We start from the raw sequence: 20,446 nt of genomic DNA, 5'->3' as shown, positions 1-20,446 counted from the left end.
GAGTAGTGTGATAGTAATTCTATTTTAAATTTGGAGGTGGCTTGTGTCGGTGTCTTTTATCCATGTAGGTATGATAAAGACGGCGTCTACTTACCTGCAAAGTGTTTGGCTCAAAGATGAGCAATATGCACTTGCATTCTCGGGCGCAGGGAAAGTTGTTCAGTACATCCGGCAATCGACGCTGAGAGGAGACTTTGACGCCAATTATCCAATGAATATCGAGCTGGATAAACAGCCAATAGCTGACAATAACGTTATCATTTCCTCGGAAGGATTTAGTGCTGCCTATCTTACTGCCATCGAAGAGCGACCAGTGCGCACCATGATGGGTAATGCAGCGGAGATTCTGGGCACGCTCAATAAGGAAACAGATAATGTTTTGATTTGTGTGAGAAGCCCTGTTGCTTGGATGAAGTCTGTGCATGCACAGTTCATCAACGAGGGGCAGTATGGCAACTGGGATCGTTTTTTTGCTTACAAAGAGCAATTTCTTAAGGATGCCCTGGACCTTGAGTACATGTTGTCTTGTTATGAGAAATTTTTTAATAACGTCGTCGTGATGCCTTTTGAGTATCTGAAGCAAGATGAACCCGGATTTTGGGAGGCTCTATCTTCTCATTTCGACGTGCCCCGCCCGAAAGTTCAGGTTGAAGTGCAGAATGAGTCTTTAAAAGGGGCTCGATTGCGTTTGCTGTCTAGCCTGAATCGTGTTTCTTATGTGCTGAGATCTGGATTATCAGAGTCCTGTGTTTCTGATGGACAGGAAATAGACTTCCTCATTAAAAACGATGCAAATTACAGCAAGTGGGTACATCGGCGATTTTGTCAGTATGCAAGCGAAGAAAGCTTGTTAGAAGCTTGTAATCTCTTGGGTGTGCAGTCAGAAGATGCATCTTTCAATTCAGTATCGATTACCCGGGAAATGGCGGATTGGGTTGAAGACAAATTTATAAAATCAATCGAAAAACGGGTGTCTGACCAAGATCTGATCGAGAATTATCGTGCAGAGCTTTTAAAAGCAGTGATCGATTAAAAAAGCAAACCGAGCCTGGGGCCCGGCTTGCTCTTGTCGGAAGGCTTCATAGGTTGTTAGCCTTGAAGCAGCTGAAGTACTTGTTGGGGTCTCGCGTTTGCCTGTGAGAGTACAGATAATCCCGCTTGTTGCAGCACTTGGGTTCGCGCTAGCTCTGCACTTTCTTTAGCAAAGTCGGCATCTCGGATGCGACTGTTTGAGGCTGAAAGGTTTTCTGTTGTGGTGCTGAGGTTGGCAATGGTTGATTCGAACCGATTTTGGACAGCACCAAGATCCGCTCTTAAGCCGTTGATTTTCTGAATGGCGTAATCAAGGTTGACCATGGCCTTGTCCGCACCATTCTGAGTCGAAATGTCGACGTTATTAACTGTCGTTCTCTCGGCGTCACCGGCGCCGAATCCGAAGGGGCTGCCGTTAACCGTGACGTCCGCTCCGCTGGCGCTGGTACCGCTTGCTGTTATGTTGATACTTTCAAGTGCTGCTCCGCTGATAGAACCATCAAGCTCAGTAGCAAAAATGAGCCCGTTATTGGTTCTGTCGAGATTGGCGGTTACGCCTGTTTTGGATGACTCTGCGTTGATCCTTCCAAGTATTTCCTCGAAGTTGCTTGCATCGTCAACATTGACCTGAATTGCGGACCCTCCGTCCAGCGCGGGGAGTTCAATAGTGAAATCAGCCGTTCCTCCCTCTTCGAATAGTTCATTAAGGCTTACACCGGTGCCTGTGGTGGTGTTCGCCAGATTTTCAGCGTGAGCCACCAAGGCTCCCAATTGTTTGCCTCTGGCATCGAGTCCATCCACCGAGATCGTTTCGCCAGCATTTGCGCCAACTTGGAAGGTTTGAGTTGGCAAAGAGCCATCCAGTACGCGCAGCCCATTGAACGAGGTTTGGCTGGAAATTCGATTAATTTCGGAAATACGCTGCTGGACCTCTTTGTTAAGCGCCTCACGGTCTTCTTTGCTGTTGGAAGCGTTACCAGATTGTACGGCCAGTTCGCGAATGCGCTGAAGGTTGGCGGTGATTTCATCCAGCGCGCCTTCAGTGGTCTGGGCCAGGGAGATACCGTCGTTGGCATTCCTTTGTGCCATGTTGAGGCCGGTGATCTGAGACTGAAAACGCTCTGAGATCGCCAGGCCTGCGGCATCATCCTTAGCTGAGTTGATGCGTAGGCCGGACGACAAACGCTGCAGCGCTACGTTAGCGTCGCCCTGCGAAGCGTTCAGATTCCGTTGCGCATTAAGAGATGCGATGTTCGTGTTGATGATCTGAGGCATATCTTTATCTCCCTGCTCAGAAAAGCCGCAGAGGGTATCAGTGGATCTCTGCTGGCTGATGTCAGTAATTTGCCGTTTGCGTATTGTTAAGCGATTACCGTGCCAACAAGATTTGTCGGAGAAAATATCCCTTTTAAACAGTGTGTTGAAGTCTTTGGAGTGTCGCCTAGAATGGCTGGTTGGTGCTGTTGTCGGTAAAGAGAGGAAAAACTTTGCCGGTTTTTTGACCCGTGAATCCGGTCAGTTACTGTGTCAAACTGTCGGCTTTTTATCGTGTGCTGAATCGGCGGGGAGCTGGGAATGGCTAAGAAAAGAAACCAGGAGAAAAGTGGGTATCAGGATGATGGTCAGATTTTCATGCAACGCCTCGAGCGAAACCTAGCCTTTTTTAAACGTCACCGCCCTTCTCTTTACAAAATGCTGGCTAGCATGGATCTCCAGCGAGTGGAGCTGGTGGTTACTCCTGGTAAGCAAGACGTCGATATGGTGGCAAGCGGTCAATCCTGCTACCGCGGTCTTGCTCGTGAATACTCGGTAGATGAAGCGCAGCGAATGCTTGAGGAATTTGCTCGTAAAAATCAAATTTTCACTTATGCGCCGCCAGGCACCAAGAGGTATTCGCAGAAGGATTTCGCTTCTGATTTATTGAGGCGCGTGATCGAAGAGAGTCCAGTGACAAAAAGTACTTTTGAAGGTTATCGGCTGGGCAACTTTTTTCCATCAGTTGTATTTTTAGGCTGTGGCTTGGGCTATCACATTGAAGAGGTGTGCCGGAAAGCGGAGATTGTTCATGGGATCATTGTTGAGCGGGAGCCTGAGAAGTTTGCGGTGAGTTTGTACACCGTAGACTGGGAAGATATCGTGACTCGCTTCAAAAAGGTAGGGAAAAGTCTGTCATTTGCGATCGGCAAGGCTGATTCGGACGCTGAGGTCAAAGCACTGGTTTATAGCCAGATGTCTCGGGATTTACCTTTCTATCCGTTCTTTTCGACGTATTATAACCATTTGGCGGATATACCTTTAGCCAAGGGAGTGATCGACGCCAGCAAGGACTTGGCGGTTCTCGCCACCAACTGGAGTAATTATGATAACGAGCTGATTCGGTTGGTTAATTCTGCCTATAATGCCAGAGCCGGCATGACATACCTGGCTAACCTCGGTCGGAAAGCGATCCCTTTTCCCATGGCAGTCGTTGGCAGCGGTCCGTCTATTGACGGTCGGATTGAATCTTTGAAGAGGATGAGAGATCGGCTATTTGTGGTTAGCGCGGGAACGGGTTTAAAACCGCTTTTGGCTGCCGGAATTACGCCGGATTTGCATATGGAGTTGGACCCCAGTTACCTGATTTATGAGCTACACGAAGACCTGCCTCAGGAGGCTCTGAAGTCCATTCCTTTACTAGCTGTCAATGAGATCAACCCCTTGGTTTCCCGGCGGTTTAAAGACGTAACCTATTTCTTTAAGTCCGACAATATGTTGCCTGGGCTGGTGGTGGAAACAGGTGAGCTGTTCTCTGGTTGCAATCCGACAGTTACCAACGCCGCCATGGCTGTTGGTCAGGCTCTCGGTTTTCAGAAAATATACCTTTTTGGAACAGACTTTGGATTCAAGAACAAGGCGTATCATCATGCTCGTCACTCTGTCTGGGGGCAGGAAGGCGCTAATCCTAACCGAGAGCTTGAAGAAAAGGCTGGATCGGCAAATCATGCGAGCTGGACGACCTTTGAGGTTGAAGGTACGGATGGAAAGCCGATATTTACCAGAAATGATTACTACACAGCCAAGCGTTCGATGGAAGATTTTTTGGGCGAAGTCACGTCTGGCTCGCTTCCAGAGCTGGAGGTTTTCAACTGTTCGGATGGGGCGTTGATTGACAATGCTCCGTGGATATCGGCAGACCAGTTTGAGAAAGCTCTTCTGAGTGTTGACCAGCGCGTGTGGAGTGTGCAAGAGCTTCTTAAGACACACCAGCGAGAGCTGCAGGCAGGTGTGCTTGATATTCCGATTGCTGGTGTTTACGAAGAACTGAAGAGATTATGCGCCAAATTTATCCGGCAATTACGTGCCGCATCGTTGGGTGGAAGAAAAGATCTTTGTTTGTTGGCTAATCAGCTTCGTCTGGAAACGATGACTGTAACGCCCCATGCTGGCGCCCAGGCCGTGCGTCCAGAGCAGCTTTACTGTGCGCAGTTGACGAAGGGGTCGCTCCTGCACTTCCTGGTGGTTGGTCTGTGCCATGGTATGGCGTGCGAGGATCATGAAATAATTGATTTTACAAAGACGTGGCGCGCGCGTTTTACTGAGTTCTTGGAGGCACTGCCGGCTCACTTTTATGCGGTTATGCTGAGTGGTCGTTCTGTTGAAAGTGATCCTTGGGTTTTACGTACCTTGAAGGATAAGGATCCAGAGTTTCAGGAAAAGTGAAATCCCAGCTTTGCATGTCTGTGGCTTACAAAGTGTTACAAAGTCAGAGAAAAAAAGTTTAAAGCTTTCTGAGGGTGCGCCGTTAAACCTAGTAACAGGGCGAGGCGCCCCACAGTGAAGCGGGGGCCAAGCCTTCACCATAGAAACTAAGGTTTTAAGGAGAAGCATCATGGCTCTCGGAATCAACACTAACATTGCCTCTATTAACGCCCAAAACCAGTTGTCCAAGTCTCAGAGTATGAATAGCCAGGCACTGGAGCGTTTGTCTTCTGGTCTGCGCATCAACTCCGCTAAGGATGATGCCGCAGGCTTGGCAATCTCCACTCAGTTTGACACTCAGATTCGTGGTCTGACGGTAGCCCAGCGTAACGCCAACGACGGTATTTCCATGGCGCAAACTGCAGAAGGCGGTCTGGACGAAACTGTAGGCAACCTGCAGCGAATTCGTGAGCTGGCGGTACAGGCTGCCAACGGTTCTATGCAACCGGAAGATCGTGCGTTGCTGCAAAAAGAAGTGACGCAGCGTCAGACTGAAATCAAACGGATCAGTGAAGAAACTACCTTCAATGGTCAGAACGTTTTGGACGGTTCCCTCGGCAGCAGCTTGTCTTTCCAAGTGGGTTATGAAGCTGGGCAGACTATCGATGTCAATTTCAGTGCCGACATGAATGCGAGTGCGCTTGGTTCTAGCTCCATCAAAGTCTCTGATATCGATATTAGTACTGCTACTGGCGCATCTGCTGCTCTCGATGCACTGGACACTGCGCTGGGCCAGGTGAACGAATTCCGTTCCGACCTGGGTGCGGTTCAGAACCGGTTCGAAAGCACTATCAACAACTTGGCAACCAACATTGAAAGTGCCAGTGCTGCGAATAGCCGGATTCTTGACGCGGACTTTGCGGCAGAATCTGCCAAACTGGCTAAGTCCAATGTGCTCCAGCAGGCAGGCATCAGCGTACTGGCTCAGGCCAACGCCCGTCCTAACCAGGTTCTGTCCCTCCTGCAGTAATAGGGGCATTACGGTGACAGTCGGCTCCCAAACGGGGCCGGCTTTCCGCCGTAAGAATAGAGTGAGGTGAGTCATGAACGACGTGAACCTGAATGGCCCGGATCTCAAACTGGTGCGCTCCAGCAGCCAGGCTCCGGCTCGGGCAAACGCGTCACCTCAGAACGAAGGCGATAGAGCCTCCGCTCAGGAAGTGGCTTCAGGGGCTGCTCCCTTTAACCGCCTGAACCCTTCGCTGGAAGCCCAACAGGCGCTTGCTCAAAACCAGAGAGCTCAGGAAGGCCGGCAACTGGGGGAAGCGGTTTCACAGCTGAACGATTATGTTCAGTCTGTGAGCAGAGATCTGCAGTTTGAAGTGGATAACAACCTGGGGCAGACCATTGTGAAGGTGGTGGATCAGGAAACCCAGGAAGTAATCCGGCAGATACCTGATGAGGTTGCTTTGAGGTTGGCAGAAAAATTGCAGCAGGATGAACCGCTGACGTTATTCAATATAAAAGTGTAAAAACTTGCCGCTTTTGCGGTTGTATTGGGCAACGGTATTTCAGCACCGCCGCACCCTTCGGGTCCGGCGGCTTTTCGGTTTGGAGCGAAGCAAGATTTCGAAGTGGTAATGTTAAAGTTTCAATAAGAGGCAAAAGTTTGCCGCTTTCAGCCGTTAAACGGTGTATAGAGTTTAAAGAGCCTTTTCAGGAGGCAGAGTCATGGCATCAATTTCATCGCTCGGGGCTGGTTCCGGGATATTTTCCAATGATTTGGTCAATCAGTTAGTTGAGGCGGAGCGTGCCCCCACCGAAACGAGGCTCAATCGGCGGGAAGCTGAAACTCAATCAAAGATCTCTGCTTTCGGCAAGATTCGAAGTGCGCTGGAAGGTCTGAAAAGCCCGATGGAGGCTCTCAGCAAGTCGGATAGCATGAAGGCCTATACGGCGTCTTCGTCCAATGAGGGCGTTGTGGGGGTGACCCTGGATTCCTCGAAAGCCAATCGTGGTAACTATTCGGTGGATGTCCAGCAGCTTGCCCGGGCTCAGTCCTTGGCCTCAACCGAACAGGCGGACCGTGACACAACGGCGATGGGCACCGGCACGCTGACCCTGAATGTGGGTGGCAACTCCACCGACATCACCATCGATAGCTCGAATAACACGCTTCAGGGCATTGCTGATGCCATCAACGATGCCAATGCCGGTGTATCGGCCGGTATCGTCGATACCGGTAGTGGCTACCGGCTGGTTATGTCCTCGGATGAATCCGGTACGGCCAATGAGATATCGGTAACAGTAGCTGATGATGTCGGCAGTAATACCGATAGTGATGGGCTCTCCCGTTTTGCGTTCGATGGAGCGACTTCCAACATGGAAGAGACCGTTGCCGCCAAGGATGCGATTCTGGACATCAATGGCATTACGGTTACCCGTTCCAGCAATACCATTGAGAATGTGGTTGATGGTGTCACCTTCAACGTTTCCTCTACCGGCACTTCAACGGTCAAAGTGGATCAGGACCCGGGCGCGGTTGCGGACAAGGTGCAGGCCTTTGTCGATAAGTTCAATGCATTGCAGGACCAGATTAAAAATGTGTCGGGCTACAAATCGGTCTCTGAGCAGGGCGGGGTGCTTTCTGGCGATGCCACGATTCGGGGCTTGCAAAACGATCTTCGTCAGCAATTAACCAATATTCCTTCGGGTTTGGAAAATTCGCCAATTCGAATGCTGGCCGATGTCGGGATAAAAACCGATCCGGGCACCGGCAAGCTTCAGTTTGATCAGGCAGTGTTTAAAGAAAAGCTGCAGGAGAACCCTGAAGCGATGACCACCCTGTTTGCTGATTCAGACCAGGGCGAAGGCATCGCAACTCAGATGGTGGCGTCCGCAGAGCGTTTTCTGGGCAGTGACGGTTTGCTGTCTAATCGCACAGATGGCCTCAATGCAACGTTGCAGGATATTCAGGATCAGCGGGACGATCTGGCGGACCGCATTGCCTCATACGAGGAGCGGCTGATCAGCCAGTTTACGGCGGCAGACCGCTTGATATCCCAAATACAAAGCTCGGGCAATTATGTGCAGCAACAACTGGCCGCAATGGCTCCATCCGGTGGCGGTGGTAGTGGCGGTTAAACTCTAAAGTTTGACGACTTTGTGCCGTTAAACGGCTTAGAACATGATGCAAAGAGGTAGATTATGAACGGTTTGCAGGCATATCAGCGCGTTAACACCCAAACCAGCATCACCGATGCCGATCCGCACAAGCTGATCCAGTTGCTGTACAACGGTGCCATTGAGCGCATTAATATGGCTAAGGCCCGTATGCAGGCGAAGGACTACGCTGGAAAAGGTCAGCTGCTCAATAAGGCAATTGAGATTATTGGTGGCCTGCGTTCTTTCCTGGACTTTGAAAAAGGCGGCGAGCTTTCAACCCAGCTGGAAGCGCTTTATGACTACATGGAGCGTTCTCTGTTGGAAGCGAGTGCAAAAAACGACATCGCCAAACTTGACGAAGTTCAGGATCTGCTGCGCACCGTAAAAGACGGTTGGGATGGCATTCGTCAGGACGTTGTCAGTGGTCAGGCCCAGCAGGCGGCTGTTTAAGTTCCTTTCCTTGCCCCCCCCTCTCTCCCCTGGCGGGAGAGAGGGGGAGACAATAGCCATTCCCCCCGCACTCCAGTACAATATTGCCCTTCTATTCAATACATCCATTCTGTTCAGTCTGGAGCAAGGGCATGTCTGATATTAAAAAGGTGGTTCTGGCCTATTCCGGTGGCCTGGATACTTCCGTGATCGTACGGTGGTTGCAGGATACCTATGATTGCGAGGTGGTGACCTTCACCGCCGACATCGGCCAGGGCGAGGAAGTGGAGCCGGCGCGTGCGAAAGCCGAGGCGCTGGGCGTCAAGGAAATCTACATCGAGGACCTGCGCGAAGAGTACGTGCGCGACTACGTGTTCCCGATGTTCCGCGCCAACACCATCTACGAGGGCGAGTACCTGCTGGGTACCTCCATTGCCCGCCCGCTGATTTCCCGTCGTCTGATCGAGATCGCTAACGAGACCGGCGCCGATGCCATCTCCCACGGTGCGACCGGCAAGGGCAACGACCAGGTGCGTTTCGAGCTGGGTGCCTACGCGCTGAAGCCTGGCGTGAAGGTGATTGCGCCCTGGCGTGAGTGGGATCTGAATTCCCGCGAAAAGCTGATGGCCTACTGCGAAGAGCGCAATATTCCGGTGGAGACCAGCAAGAAGGGCAAGAGCCCGTACTCCATGGACGCCAACCTGCTGCACATCTCCTACGAAGGCATCAACCTGGAAGACCCGTGGGCGGAAGCCGAGGAAGACATGTGGCGCTGGAGCGTGTCTCCGGAGCAGGCACCGGACGAGCCCACCTACATTGAGCTGACCTACAAGCAGGGCGACATTACCGCCATCGACGGTCAGGACATGAAGCCCCACGAAGTGCTGGAATACCTGAACAAGGTGGCTGGCGCTAACGGCATTGGTCGGATCGATATTGTCGAGAACCGTTACGTGGGCATGAAGTCCCGTGGCTGTTATGAAACCCCGGGCGGCACCATCATGCTGCGTGCCCACCGTGCCATCGAGTCCATCACCCTGGACCGCGAAGTGGCGCATCTGAAAGACAGCATCATGCCGCGTTACGCCGAGGTGATCTACAACGGTTACTGGTGGTCGCCGGAGCGCGAGGCACTGCAGGCGCTGATCGACACCACCCAGGAATACGTGAATGGCGTGGTTCGCCTGAAGCTCTACAAGGGCAACGTGGACGTGGTTGGCCGTAAGTCTGATGACTCGTTGTTCGACGAGAAGATCGCCACCTTTGAGGAAGATGAAGGCGCTTATGATCAGAAAGACGCGGAGGGCTTCATCAAGCTGAACGCACTGCGGTTGCGGATTGCCGCCAGCAAGGGAAGGAAGCTTTAGGCTTTTCGCCCCCTCTCCCCAACCCCTCTCCCGCCAGGGGAGAGGGGCTACACAAAGTTTTGACTAAACATTCCCTCTCCCCTGGTGGGAGAGGGCCAGGGAGAGGGGGTAGTTACAACCCCGTTAAACGCCCGGCTCCTGCTGGGCGTTTTTGTTTGAACCATGCGATACTACCCCGCAGTTTATACGGGCCTTTCTGGAGAGTGAACCACCATGCCTTCCTTCGACATCGTTTCCGAAACCGACATGCATGAAGTCACCAACGCTGTTGACCAGGCCAAGCGCGATCTGGGCAACCGCTGGGACTTCAAGAATGTGGAAGCCGACATTGAACTCAACGACAAGACCATTACCGTGAGCGCCGAGCAGGAATTCCAGCTTGAGCAGTTGAAAGAAATGCTTCGCATGGCCTTTGCCAAACGCCAGATTGATCCGCGCGCCCTGGCCGAGGAAGGCGACAGCAAAGCCGGCAAGCTGATCAAGCAGCACTATACCCTTAAGCAGGGCATTGAGACCGACATGGCCAAGAAGATCGTCAAAATGATCAAGGACCAGAAAATGAAGGTCCAGGCCAGCATTCAGGGCGATAAAGTGCGTGTGACCGGCAAGAAGCGTGACGACCTGCAACAGGCCATCGCCATGCTGAAAGAAGCCGAACTGGATGTCCCACTGCAGTTCAACAATTTCCGCGATTAATAATGGGGTCGGGTACGGGGTCTGACCCCGTACCCGACCCCAAGGTTTAAGAGAGGCCTGCTATTTTCTCCCGCGACCGCCTGGCCCTGCTGAAAGAAAGCCTTTACGTGTACACCCGTTGGCCGGTGATTGCCCTGCTGTTTTTGGGGTTTTCCGCCGGCTTGCCGTTTTTGCTGGTGTTTTCCACGCTCAACGCAAGGCTGGCGGATGTGGGGGTTGAGACCGCCACCATCGGGTTTTTCAGCTGGCTGGGTATTACCTATTCCATCAAGGTATTCTGGGCGCCGATTGTTGATCGGTTGAAATTGCCGGTGCTGGACCGGCTTTTCGGCAAACGGCGCAGCTGGATTCTGCTGGCGCAGGCGGGCATTGCCACCGGGCTGTATCTGATGGCGACGGTCGATGCGGTATCCGCCACGCAGACCCTGGCATTGTGTGGTCTGTTGGTGGCGTTTTCCTCCGCCACTCAGGATGTGGCCATTGATGCCTATCGGATTGAAATCGCCGAGGAGCGACTGCAGGCGGCTTTGGCGGCCACCTATATTTTCGGGTACCGCCTGGCGTTGTTGGTGGCCGGGGCAGGGGCCTTATATCTGGCGGAATACTTCTCCTGGACCGTTTCCTATCAGGTAATGGCAGCGTTGGTTGGCGTGGGGGCGCTAACGGTGCTGGTGTCGCGGGAGCCGGCGGTGAATCACTTTGCGGCGGCCAGCGATATTGCCGAAAAGGTGAAAGCCGAGGCCGACCGGCGCACGCACCTTCCTCCCGCCCTGGCCAAATTTGCCGGCTGGTTCTACGCGGCGATTGCCGGGCCGTTTGTGGATTTTTTCCAGCGTTACCGGGAGCTGGCTATCGCCATTCTGATTCTGGTGGCGGTTTACCGGATTTCCGACATCGCCATGGGCGTGATGGCCAATCCCTTCTACCTGGATTTCATGGGTTTCTCGAAAACCCAGGTGGCGGACGTTACCAAGATTTTCGGGTTTTTTATGACCATCGTCGGCTCCCTGGTGGGTGGGGTACTGGTGGTGCGTTATGGCGTGCGCAAGATCCTGCTCGCTGGTGCCATCATGACCGCCGCCACCAACCTACTGTTTGTTGTGCTGGCCCAATACCCGCCCAATGTGGCCACGCTGGCGGTGGTGGTCAGCGCCGATAACTTATCCGGCGGCATCGCCAATGTGGCGTTGATCGCCTGGCTCTCCAGTATGACCAGCGCTTCTTTCACGGCCACTCAATACGCGCTGTTCAGCTCGCTGATGACCCTGCCGGGCAAGTTCCTGGGCGGTTTTTCCGGCATTGTTGTGGCGGACTTCGGCTACGCCGAATTCTTTACGCTGGCGGGCTTGATGGGCGTTCCCGCTATCTTCCTGGTGCTGTTCATGATGAAGCACGGCGCCCGTCTGGATGCCCTCGCGCCCCCCAAATCTGAATGAATGGGGTCGGGTACGGGGTCTGACCCTGTACCCGACCCCGTACCCGACCCCAAAAGGTTAAGATGAGCAACTGATGTTGAGGTGTTTGCCCCAGTCCGGGGGCAGGGCGGCATAGCTTTCAAATTCTGGTTGTTCGTCGAAGGGGCGTGCCAGCACTTGCAGTAATTCTTTCATGGGTGCGTAGTCGCCGTTCTGGGCCTCCATAATCACCTGCTGGGCCAGGTAGTTGCGCAGGATGTACTTGGGGTTCACGCCCCGCATGGCGTGTTCCCGGGCGTCATGGGCGCGGGTTTCTTTGGTCAGTCTGGATTCATAACGTTCCAGCCATTCGTCCGCCACGCTGCGGTCGACGAACAAATCCCGCACAGGTGCGTGGCCGTCGCGATGCAGGTTCGAAAGAGCGCGGAAGAACCGGGTGTAGTCCACGTGGTGTTCGTGCAGCAGGGTGAGTGTATCCATGATCAGGCTGCTGTCTTCCGGCTCGGTTTCGGCGAGGCCGAGCTTGTCCCGCATGTTTTGCAAGAACCGTTCGTTGTAAGCGCTTTCGTAGTGCTCCAGCCCGGCCCGCACGGCATCTTCGCCCATCACTGGCAGTAATGCATTGGCCAGCATCTGGCAGTTGGTGAAGCCCACCTGTGGCTGGCGGTTGTAGGCGTAGCGGCCTTCATGGTCGGAGTGATTGCATACAAACCCGGCGTCAAAGTCGTCCAGGAGGGCATAGGGGCCATAGTCGAAGGTGTCGCCGATGATCGACATGTTGTCGCTGTTCATCACGCCATGGCAGAAGCCCACCGCCTGCCAGTCGGCAATCAGCCGGGCGGTGCGGGCGACCACTTCCCCAAACCAGCGGCCATGGCGTTCGTCCTCCGGCAATTCAATCAAATGGGGAAAATGCAGGGCGATGACGTGTTCAAGCAGGGCGCGCAGCGTTTCTGGCCCCTCGTGATAGGCCGCGAACTCGAAATGGCCGAAGCGAATATGGCTGTTGGCCACCCGCATGAGCGCGGCGGCGGTTTCGATGGATTCCCGCCGTACCGGGTCTTTGGCGCTGACCATGAACAGCGCCCGGGTGGTGGCAATGCCAAGCCCGTGCATGGCTTCGGAGCACAGGTACTCGCGAATGGTGGAGCGCAGCACCGCGCGTCCGTCGCCAAAGCGGGAATAGGGGGTGGTGCCAGCGCCTTTGAGGTGCCAGTCCCACCGGGTGCCGTCTGGCGCGACGGTTTCCCACAGCAACAGGCCCCGGCCATCGCCCAGTTCCGGGTTGTACATGCCGAACTGGTGGCCGGTGTATTTCATCGCGACCGGGTCCATGCCTTCCAGGAGTTCGGCGCCGGCGCCCACGGCCGTCCAGTCGCTCTCGTTATTGACGTGAAAGCCCATCTGCCCGGCCAGTTTGTGGTTGAAGCAGACCATTTTGGCGCCCTTCAGGGGCTTGGGCTGTACGCGGGTGTAGAAGCTGTCTGGCAGTTCCAGATAGCGGTGTTCCACGCGGAAGCTCTGGTTGGTCATATGGGGCCTATGTGTTCATCAATTAGTGACTGGTATGAATTCTGCTGGGTTTATCTACCTATACTTGGGAGTATGTCGGCAAGCTCAGAAAATAGGTATTCCATGTCCAGCGAATTCCGCAAAACCATCAACACCCTCATCGCCCGGGAACACCTCCCGCCCGGCTACAAAACCACTGTGGCCACCACCATTGTGCCTCTGGTCGAAGCGATTGTGGCGTTGCAAAAGCGACAAAACCGGCCGGTGATTGTTGGCATTCACGGTGCCCAGGGGACTGGAAAATCCACGCTGGCGCTGTTTCTCAGCAAATTGCTCAGGTGGCACTGGCATTGCCCGGCGGTCAGCCTGTCGCTTGATGACTTCTACCTTACCAGAGATGAGCGGGAACACCTTGCCCGCAGTGTGCACCCGTTGCTGGCAACCCGCGGGGTGCCGGGCTCTCATGATCTGGCGCTGGGCAATCGGGTACTGGATCAGCTGCTGGCCGCGAGGCCCGGCGATATCACCGCCATTCCCTCATTCGACAAAGCCACCGACGACCGGGTTCCCGAGGCGGACTGGCCGGTGTTTGAAGGCCCGGCAAAGGTGATTCTTCTGGAGGGCTGGTGCCTGGGCGCCACACCCCAGCGGGAGCCGGCCCTGATCAATCCTGTCAATGCGCTGGAAGCGAATGAAGATCCCGAGGGACTGTGGCGGCGATACGTGAATGAGTGTCTGGAAACCGGTTACCGGTCGTTCTTCCACAGACTGGACTGGCTGGTGATGTTAAAAGCACCGTCCATGGAGTGTGTGTTGCAGTGGCGACGGCTGCAGGAGCAAAAGCTGGCACAGCGTTACGCCGGCGCACCGGGGTTGCGTATTATGAGTGACAACGAAGTGCAACGTTTTGTCATGCATTATCAACGGGTCACCGAACACTGCCTGCGCGAGTTGCCGGCCCGGGCGGATGTACTGATTCCGGTGGGCGAAGACCACATCATGGAGGCTCCGGTATGGAACACCCGCAACTGATTATTTTCACTGATCTGGATGGCACGTTACTGGACCACGACACCTATTCCTGGCAGCCGGCAACGCCTGCGCTTGAGCGGCTACAGGCAGCCGGCATTCCGGTGGTGCTCAGTTCCAGCAAGACTGCCGCGGAAATCGAGTCGCTTCGGGAGGAACTGGACAACCGCGAACCTTATATCGTCGAAAACGGTGCGGCGGTGGTGTTGCCTGCCCCGTGGATGGGCGCGGCGGATGACAAGGCGATCCATTTTGGGGCATCCCGGGAAGTGCTGTTATCCGTTCTCCAGGACTTGCGTGAGGACGGTGCGCCGTTTCTGGGCTTCGCGGATATGTCGGTTGAGCAGCTGGCGGAATATACCGGACTGGCGCCGGACATGGCCGCGCGAGCACAGCGGCGCCACGGGACCGAGCCGTTGTTGTGGCAGGGCAGCGACGAGGAATTGAAAGCCTTCGAGGCAGCGCTGGCGGAAGAGAACCTGCGCCTGGTGCAGGGCGGGCGTTTTTATCATGTGATGGGGCAGTTCGATAAAGCCGATGGGGCCCGCTTCTTGCTGGGTAAGTATCGAGAGCGTTTTGGCAAGAAGCCGGTGTCGATCGCTTTGGGCGACAGCCCCAACGACCAGCGCATGCTGGAGAGCGCCGATATCGCGGTGGTTATTCGTGGCGTAAACAGCGACCAGGTGGTGCTGTCGGCCCGCAGGCATGCCATGCGCTCGATCAAACCCGGCCCGGCGGGCTGGAATGACTGCGTGCTCAACCTTTTGTTCGAGTACGGTTACTGACGAGGACAGCGCCATGGGCGATTTTTATCAGAATGGCATCGTAACCACCCTGCACAACCTGGTGCGCCGGCCGGTAGACGACATTGAGGAGGATCTTTCCCGGTTCAGCAAGGCGCGGCCCATGTCGCTGGTTTTGCCGTCACTGTATTCGGAACTCGAAGGTCCGGCGCTGAAAAACATTGTTCATGAACTCACCAAAGTGCCGTACCTCAGCGAGATCGTGATTGGCCTGGACCGTGCGGACGAGGCGCAATACCGGCACGCGCTGGAGTATTTCTCCGAACTGCCGCAGCCTTTTCGGGTGCTCTGGAATGACGGCCCGCGCCTGACGGCGCTGGATGCCAAACTCAAGGCACAAAACCTGGCGCCTACCGAAATGGGTAAAGGCCGGAATGTGTGGTACTGCTTTGGTTACGTGCTGGCCTCCGGCGTGAGCAAATCGGTGGCGCTGCATGATTGCGATATTCTGACCTACTCCCGGGACTTGCTGGCCAGGCTGATTTATCCGGTCGCCAACCCGAACTTCAACTACATGTTTTGTAAGGGCTATTACGCCAGGGTGGCGGACAGCAAGATGAACGGCCGGGTCAGCCGTTTGCTGGTCACGCCTTTGCTGCGCTCGCTCAAAAAGGTCTGTGGGAGCAACGAAATCCTGGAGTACCTGGACAGCTTTCGCTACCCCCTGGCGGGTGAATTTTCCTTCCGCACGGATGTGATTAACGACCTGCGCATTCCCAGCGACTGGGGGCTGGAAATCGGGGTGTTGTCGGAAATGAAGCGCAATCACGCCACCAATCGCCTGTGCCAGGTGGATATTGCCGATGTGTATGACCACAAACATCAGGAGCTGTCGCCGGAGGACGCCACCAAGGGTCTCTCGAAAATGAGCCTGGACATCGCCAAGGCGCTGTTTCGCAAGCTGGCGACCAACGGGGAGGTGTTCTCCACCGAGAAAATCCGCACCATCAAGGCCGCTTATTTCCGCATTGCGCTGGATTTTGTCGAAACCTACCAGAACGACGCCATGATCAACGGGTTGGATTTCGATCGCCACAAGGAAGAAAAGGCGGTGGAGCTGTTTGCCAGAAACGTGATGGAAGCCGGCCATTATTTCCTGGAAAACCCCATGGATACGCCGTTCATCCCCAGCTGGAACCGGGTAACCAGCGCGCTGCCGGAGATCCGGGAGCAACTGCTGGAAGCGGTGGAGCTGGATAACCAGGAATTTCGACCATGACCCAGCCCCTGGCCAGCCGCCTGGAGGCGATGCTGCAGGCGGTGTACCCGGCCCATGATTGCGACGCACTGGCCGAAAGCCTGCTGGCTGCCATGGGCCTGGCTCAAAACACGCCTTCCCCGCCAACCCACCAGAATCTGTGGGATCAGCGGGATGTATTTCTGATTACCTATGCGGACTCCGTGCAGCGGGAGGGGGAGAAGCCCCTGCGAACGCTCAAGCGTTTTCTCGATGACTGTCTGCGGGATTCGGTGAGTGCGGTGCACATTCTGCCGTTCTTTCCCTACAGCTCGGACGACGGCTTTGCGGTGATGGATTACCTGGCGGTTAACGAGGCCCACGGAAGCTGGGCGGATGTGGAAGCCATTGCAAGGGATTACCGACTGATGGCGGACCTGGTGATCAATCACATGTCGGCCCGCAGCCGCTGGTTCGAGAATTTTCGCAAACGGCTGGACCCGGGCAGGGATTACTTCTTCGAGGCCCGCCCGGGTGATGATATCAGCCGGGTGGTGCGGCCGCGCACCTCGCCCCTGTTGAGTCCGGTTCAGACGGACGACGGGGAAAGGCTGGTCTGGTGTACGTTCAGTGAAGATCAGGTGGACCTGAACTTCGCCAATCCCCGGGTGTTGTTGGAGTTTGCGGCTATTATCCGCCAGTACCTGGAACACGGTGTGCGCGTTTTTCGAATGGATGCCGTGGCGTTTCTCTGGAAGGAGCCAGGCACAACCTGCATTCACCTTCAGCAAACCCATGAGCTGATCAAGGTTCTGCGGTTGCTGATTGAGCACCATACGCCGGATGCCATGGTGATTACCGAAACTAACGTGCCCAATCGCGAGAACCTGACGTACTTCGGCAACGCCAACGAGGCGCATGCGGTGTATAACTTCTCGCTGCCACCCCTGTTGATCAACACCCTGGTGACCGGTAACTGCCGTCACCTGAAAACCTGGCTGATGAGCATGCCGCCGGCGCAAATGGGTACCACCTATCTGAATTTCATTGCCTCCCACGATGGCATCGGCCTGCGCCCCACCGACGGCTTGCTGGACGATGAAGAGCGCCAGCGGCTGGTGAATACCATGGAATCGTTTGGTGGCAAGGTGTCTTACCGGCGCACGGCCGACGGTCGGGATCAGCCCTATGAGATCAACATTGCCCTGTGGAACGCCCTGAGCGGCACCGCGTCTGGGGGTGCGGATCACTGGCAGTTGCAGCGATTCTTGTGTGCCCACACCATCATGCTGGCGCTGGAGGGGATTCCGGCGTTCTACATTCACAGTTTGTTGGCAACGGAGAATGACTATTCCCGCGTGGAGCATACCGGGCGCCTGCGCTCGATCAACCGCAGCCAGTGCCAGCTGGCGGAACTGGAGCAGGTATTGGCAGACCGGAGCAGTCACCACGGCCAGGTGTTCCACGAACTCAAACGCCTGATCGCCATACGCCGGGCCCAGCCGGCGTTCCATCCTAATGCGACCCAGTTCACCCTGCACCTGGGGCTGCAGCTGTTTGGTTTCTGGCGTCAGAGCACCCGGCGCGACCAGTCTTTGTTCTGCATTCACAACATCAGCTGTGAACCCCAGCAGGTGGCGCTGGGCGACATCAACCTGATCGGCACCGACGAATGGACCGACCTGCTTACCGGCCAGCCCGTTACTGACCTGACTGCCACCGTCACCCTGAAACCTTACCAAAGCCTCTGGCTCTCCAACCGCTAATCCGGGGTCGGGTACAAGGTCCGACCCCGTACCCGGTCCGGGGTCGGGTCCCGTACCCGACCCTGTACCCGACCCCAGTGGATTCTTATACTGGAGTTTTGACGAGGAGGGGTTATGCAATACCTACACACGATGATTCGCGTCAGTAACCTGGACGATACGCTGCACTTTTTCTGTGATCTGCTGGGTATGGTGGAGATCAACCGGAAAAGCAGTGAAAAGGGGCGGTTTACGCTGGTGTTCCTGGCGGCGCCGGAAGATGAGGCCCGGGCCCGGGAAGATAAGGCCCCGATGATTGAACTGACCTACAACTGGGACCCGGAGGAATACACCGGTGGCCGCAATTTCGGGCACCTGGCGTATCGGGTGGATGATATCTATGCCCTGTGCGAGAAGTTGCAGGCCAACGGCGTCACCATCAACCGCCCGCCACGGGACGGCCACATGGCGTTCATTCGCACACCGGATGATATTTCCATCGAACTGCTGCAAAAAGGTGAGGCGCTGGAGCCGAAAGAGCCCTGGGCGAGTATGGAGAATACCGGGACCTGGTGATAGCATCAGGACGACACCCCAAACCCAAGGAAGGAGCCCAGCATGGAAGACTGGCAGCAATGTCTGGCACCGGATTGCCAGAGCGCACTGGTTCTTGCCCGCGATACCGTCGCCCGCCATGGCGGCTATGTAATTACCGCTGAGGATTTTTTGCTGGCGTTACTGTATTCGGTTCCCGCCCTTGCCCCATTTCTGGTGCGCCAGGGCGTGGATCTGGATGAGCTGGTGCGCACCATTCAGGCTGAGCAGCCCATTGTCAGTGAAGTCCATAACGACGGCCAGCTGTCCTCGCAACTGGTCTACTGGCTGTCCCGCGCCCGGGAAGTCACACCGTCGGCCTGGTTGCAGTGGCCGCAGTTGTTGCAGGTTCTGGCGCATGATTGCGAGCGCCTGCAGGACCGTGCTTACGTGGCGGTGTTGGAGCTGGTGCGGCGCTGGCCCCATAAACCGGAGGAGAAATCACCGGAAGAAGGCGAGCCGGAGGGGCGGCACCCGGTGCCGTTGGCGATGCCGGATATGGCCTGGCAACGGCTGGCGGAAGATATCACTGTGGCGCTGGCGACAAGGCCCCGGTCGCTGGCCTGGTTGCATGGCCCGGAAGGTGCCGGTAAAACCACCTGGCTGATGTTACTGCAGAAAACGCCCGCGCTTGGCAAAGTGTTTCTGGATGCCCGCAGCGAGGCGGATGTGTGTGGTTGCCTGCGGGATCTGCACGTTTGGCCTGCATCCGGTGAAGACCTGCGCAGCCGCCTGCTGGTTCTGGACCACACCTCACCGTCGGCATTGCTTGCCCTGCTGGGCTCTGTCAGCTCCGGGCTTTCAGAGCTTTTGTACTGCTGGCCGGGCCCGGTGCTGCTGATCAGTCGGCGGCAGCGCCCGGACTCACGGGTGCTGCAGCGGCTGTCGCTGTTATTGGCCCGGGATTGTCCGGTGTACTGCACACCAGAGGTAAGTGGTGAACAGCTTCGGGCTGTAGCTTCCCTTCATCAGCCAACCATCGAGCTGCGCCACAAGGTTCAGTTATCCGCCGGTGCCCTCAATTTTGCAGCCTCCCACGCTGCGGATGGAAAAATGACGCCCGGTACGCTGCTGCAGTGGCTGGAACAGGCGGCTGCCCGGCAAAACCTGTTTGCCAGCCGGGGGCCCCTGGAAAGCCTGGCTCTGGATGCCCGTCAGCAGGCTCTGCAAAGCCGCTTTTTGTTGGCGATGGCCAGGGGGGATGAGCCCTGTCAGGAACTGGAAACGTCGCTCAAGTTCCTGGAGCAAAGGCTGGCGAGGGAAGACCTTCGCTGGCAGGCCCGAAAACACAACGGCACCTTGCGAATCTTATTGACTGAAGATTTGGAGGCCGAACCGATGCCCTGGCTTGCAGGCACGGACGGGCCGGTTCACTATACGCCTGACAATAAACTGACGCAGGGAGAAACCGCAGGTGCAAGACCTGGAAATTTACATTCGTGATCTTCAGCCGGAGGCGGTTTCCGGCTGGCTCGCCGGGCAGTTGGATCAACTGGAGCTGGATGACCGGGATGCATCCAAAGTTGTGAAGGGTACAGGCTATTACCGCCAGGCACGCTTGCGGATCAGCCTGTACCCTGGAGCTTTCGGTAAACGGTTTACCTGTGTGCTGCTGGAGGGAGAAAAACTGCCCTGGAACACAGACCTGGAGTGCGCCCGCAGCGCCTGGCGTTCGATGGAAACCGAGATTCGCTGCAGCCCCGGGGACTGGAAAGAGGGAGATCCGGTGGAAGAAGAGAAGTGGTGGCGGCTGGATAGCCGTGGTGAGCAGAAGGTGGTTTGGAATTAGCCACCAAGGGGGAGC

Annotated in this window: 18 protein-coding genes; 16 read left to right on the top strand and 2 right to left on the bottom strand. The window is 55.7% G+C overall.

Features of this window, described 5'->3' with window-relative positions; all coding sequences use genetic code 11:
- Positions 1–49: 49 nt before the first annotated feature.
- On the top strand, positions 50–1,033 hold the full coding sequence (locus tag BMZ63_RS00645) for a hypothetical protein (RefSeq protein WP_143072185.1): 984 nt from the start codon (positions 50–52) through the stop codon (positions 1,031–1,033).
- A gap of 56 nt (positions 1,034–1,089) precedes the next feature.
- Here the strand turns inward: BMZ63_RS00645 and BMZ63_RS00640 are convergent, their stop codons facing one another.
- A complete protein-coding gene (locus BMZ63_RS00640) occupies positions 1,090–2,307 on the bottom strand; it encodes a flagellin (RefSeq protein WP_091700348.1) in 1,218 nt (405 codons plus the stop codon).
- Between the two features lie 300 nt (positions 2,308–2,607).
- On the opposite strand from BMZ63_RS00640, the gene BMZ63_RS00635 reads away from it, so the two are divergent.
- The 8 genes from BMZ63_RS00635 to BMZ63_RS00600 all read left to right on the top strand — a co-directional run bounded on the left by BMZ63_RS00635 (position 2,608) and on the right by BMZ63_RS00600 (position 11,803).
- Positions 2,608–4,731 (top strand): motility associated factor glycosyltransferase family protein, encoded by a 2,124-nt coding sequence (locus tag BMZ63_RS00635; protein ID WP_091700346.1) that lies wholly within the window; start codon positions 2,608–2,610, stop codon positions 4,729–4,731.
- A gap of 169 nt (positions 4,732–4,900) precedes the next feature.
- Positions 4,901–5,740 (top strand): flagellin domain-containing protein, encoded by an 840-nt coding sequence (locus BMZ63_RS00630; protein ID WP_091700344.1) that lies wholly within the window; start codon positions 4,901–4,903, stop codon positions 5,738–5,740.
- Between the two features lie 73 nt (positions 5,741–5,813).
- On the top strand, positions 5,814–6,242 hold the full coding sequence (locus tag BMZ63_RS00625; RefSeq protein ID WP_091700342.1) for a flagellar protein FlaG: 429 nt from the start codon (positions 5,814–5,816) through the stop codon (positions 6,240–6,242).
- A gap of 199 nt (positions 6,243–6,441) precedes the next feature.
- Positions 6,442–7,854 (top strand): flagellar filament capping protein FliD, encoded by a 1,413-nt coding sequence (gene fliD / locus BMZ63_RS00620; RefSeq protein WP_091700340.1) that lies wholly within the window; start codon positions 6,442–6,444, stop codon positions 7,852–7,854.
- A 63-nt stretch (positions 7,855–7,917) separates the two neighbouring features.
- On the top strand, positions 7,918–8,325 hold the full coding sequence (fliS, locus tag BMZ63_RS00615) for a flagellar export chaperone FliS (protein WP_091700338.1): 408 nt from the start codon (positions 7,918–7,920) through the stop codon (positions 8,323–8,325).
- Between the two features lie 131 nt (positions 8,326–8,456).
- Positions 8,457–9,671, top strand: coding sequence for an argininosuccinate synthase (locus BMZ63_RS00610; RefSeq protein ID WP_091700336.1), 1,215 nt, complete (start codon positions 8,457–8,459; stop codon positions 9,669–9,671).
- Positions 9,672–9,884: 213 nt separating this feature from the next.
- Entirely contained in the window at positions 9,885–10,367 is a 483-nt protein-coding gene (locus BMZ63_RS00605; protein WP_091700335.1) for a YajQ family cyclic di-GMP-binding protein, read from the top strand.
- A 107-nt stretch (positions 10,368–10,474) separates the two neighbouring features.
- Positions 10,475–11,803 (top strand): AmpG family muropeptide MFS transporter, encoded by a 1,329-nt coding sequence (locus tag BMZ63_RS00600; protein WP_227663633.1) that lies wholly within the window; start codon positions 10,475–10,477, stop codon positions 11,801–11,803.
- Positions 11,804–11,860: 57 nt separating this feature from the next.
- Here BMZ63_RS00600 and BMZ63_RS00595 read toward each other — a convergent pair whose 3' ends face one another.
- The gene (locus BMZ63_RS00595) at positions 11,861–13,315 is read right to left on the bottom strand and encodes a protein adenylyltransferase SelO (RefSeq protein WP_091700333.1); all 1,455 of its coding nucleotides are present in this window, start codon (positions 13,313–13,315) and stop codon (positions 11,861–11,863) included.
- A 102-nt stretch (positions 13,316–13,417) separates the two neighbouring features.
- Here BMZ63_RS00595 and BMZ63_RS00590 point away from each other — a divergent pair, with 102 nt between their 5' ends.
- The 7 genes from BMZ63_RS00590 to BMZ63_RS00560 all read left to right on the top strand — a co-directional run bounded on the left by BMZ63_RS00590 (position 13,418) and on the right by BMZ63_RS00560 (position 20,431).
- The gene (locus tag BMZ63_RS00590; RefSeq protein WP_091700331.1) at positions 13,418–14,326 is read left to right on the top strand and encodes a hypothetical protein; all 909 of its coding nucleotides are present in this window, start codon (positions 13,418–13,420) and stop codon (positions 14,324–14,326) included.
- Entirely contained in the window at positions 14,308–15,108 is an 801-nt protein-coding gene (locus BMZ63_RS00585) for an HAD-IIB family hydrolase (RefSeq protein WP_091700330.1), read from the top strand. The genes BMZ63_RS00590 and BMZ63_RS00585 overlap by 19 nt, the downstream gene beginning before the upstream one ends.
- A gap of 13 nt (positions 15,109–15,121) precedes the next feature.
- The gene (locus BMZ63_RS00580) at positions 15,122–16,345 is read left to right on the top strand and encodes a glycosyltransferase family protein (RefSeq protein ID WP_091700328.1); all 1,224 of its coding nucleotides are present in this window, start codon (positions 15,122–15,124) and stop codon (positions 16,343–16,345) included.
- On the top strand, positions 16,342–18,069 hold the full coding sequence (locus BMZ63_RS00575) for a sugar phosphorylase (protein WP_091700326.1): 1,728 nt from the start codon (positions 16,342–16,344) through the stop codon (positions 18,067–18,069). Before BMZ63_RS00580 ends, BMZ63_RS00575 begins: the two co-directional genes overlap by 4 nt.
- A gap of 114 nt (positions 18,070–18,183) precedes the next feature.
- Positions 18,184–18,624: a VOC family protein gene (locus BMZ63_RS00570; protein WP_091700324.1), complete on the top strand. Its 441-nt coding sequence runs from the start codon at positions 18,184–18,186 to the stop codon at positions 18,622–18,624.
- A 42-nt stretch (positions 18,625–18,666) separates the two neighbouring features.
- Positions 18,667–20,085, top strand: coding sequence for a hypothetical protein (locus BMZ63_RS00565; protein ID WP_091700322.1), 1,419 nt, complete (start codon positions 18,667–18,669; stop codon positions 20,083–20,085).
- A complete protein-coding gene (locus BMZ63_RS00560) occupies positions 20,057–20,431 on the top strand; it encodes a hypothetical protein (RefSeq protein ID WP_091700321.1) in 375 nt (124 codons plus the stop codon). Before BMZ63_RS00565 ends, BMZ63_RS00560 begins: the two co-directional genes overlap by 29 nt.
- Positions 20,432–20,446 lie beyond the last annotated feature (15 nt).

This window comes from Marinobacter persicus, assembly GCF_900114155.1.
Lineage (GTDB): Bacteria > Pseudomonadota > Gammaproteobacteria > Pseudomonadales > Oleiphilaceae > Marinobacter > Marinobacter persicus.
Note: the sequence above shows the minus strand (reverse complement) of the source record. Positions and strands in the feature narration are given on the sequence as shown.

Bases quoted from the DNA above. Each gene is read 5' to 3' on its own strand.
- BMZ63_RS00640 (WP_091700348.1), bottom strand. From the start codon at position 2,307: ATGCCTCAGATCATCAACACGAACATCGCATCTCTTAATGCGCAACGG.
- BMZ63_RS00635 (WP_091700346.1), top strand. From the start codon at position 2,608: ATGGCTAAGAAAAGAAACCAGGAGAAAAGTGGGTATCAGGATGATGGT.
- BMZ63_RS00630 (WP_091700344.1), top strand. From the start codon at position 4,901: ATGGCTCTCGGAATCAACACTAACATTGCCTCTATTAACGCCCAAAAC.
- BMZ63_RS00625 (WP_091700342.1), top strand. From the start codon at position 5,814: ATGAACGACGTGAACCTGAATGGCCCGGATCTCAAACTGGTGCGCTCC.
- fliD (WP_091700340.1), top strand. From the start codon at position 6,442: ATGGCATCAATTTCATCGCTCGGGGCTGGTTCCGGGATATTTTCCAAT.
- fliS (WP_091700338.1), top strand. From the start codon at position 7,918: ATGAACGGTTTGCAGGCATATCAGCGCGTTAACACCCAAACCAGCATC.
- BMZ63_RS00610 (WP_091700336.1), top strand. From the start codon at position 8,457: ATGTCTGATATTAAAAAGGTGGTTCTGGCCTATTCCGGTGGCCTGGAT.
- BMZ63_RS00605 (WP_091700335.1), top strand. From the start codon at position 9,885: ATGCCTTCCTTCGACATCGTTTCCGAAACCGACATGCATGAAGTCACC.
- BMZ63_RS00595 (WP_091700333.1), bottom strand. From the start codon at position 13,315: ATGACCAACCAGAGCTTCCGCGTGGAACACCGCTATCTGGAACTGCCA.
- BMZ63_RS00590 (WP_091700331.1), top strand. From the start codon at position 13,418: ATGTCCAGCGAATTCCGCAAAACCATCAACACCCTCATCGCCCGGGAA.
- BMZ63_RS00585 (WP_091700330.1), top strand. From the start codon at position 14,308: ATGGAACACCCGCAACTGATTATTTTCACTGATCTGGATGGCACGTTA.
- BMZ63_RS00580 (WP_091700328.1), top strand. From the start codon at position 15,122: ATGGGCGATTTTTATCAGAATGGCATCGTAACCACCCTGCACAACCTG.
- BMZ63_RS00575 (WP_091700326.1), top strand. From the start codon at position 16,342: ATGACCCAGCCCCTGGCCAGCCGCCTGGAGGCGATGCTGCAGGCGGTG.
- BMZ63_RS00570 (WP_091700324.1), top strand. From the start codon at position 18,184: ATGCAATACCTACACACGATGATTCGCGTCAGTAACCTGGACGATACG.
- BMZ63_RS00565 (WP_091700322.1), top strand. From the start codon at position 18,667: ATGGAAGACTGGCAGCAATGTCTGGCACCGGATTGCCAGAGCGCACTG.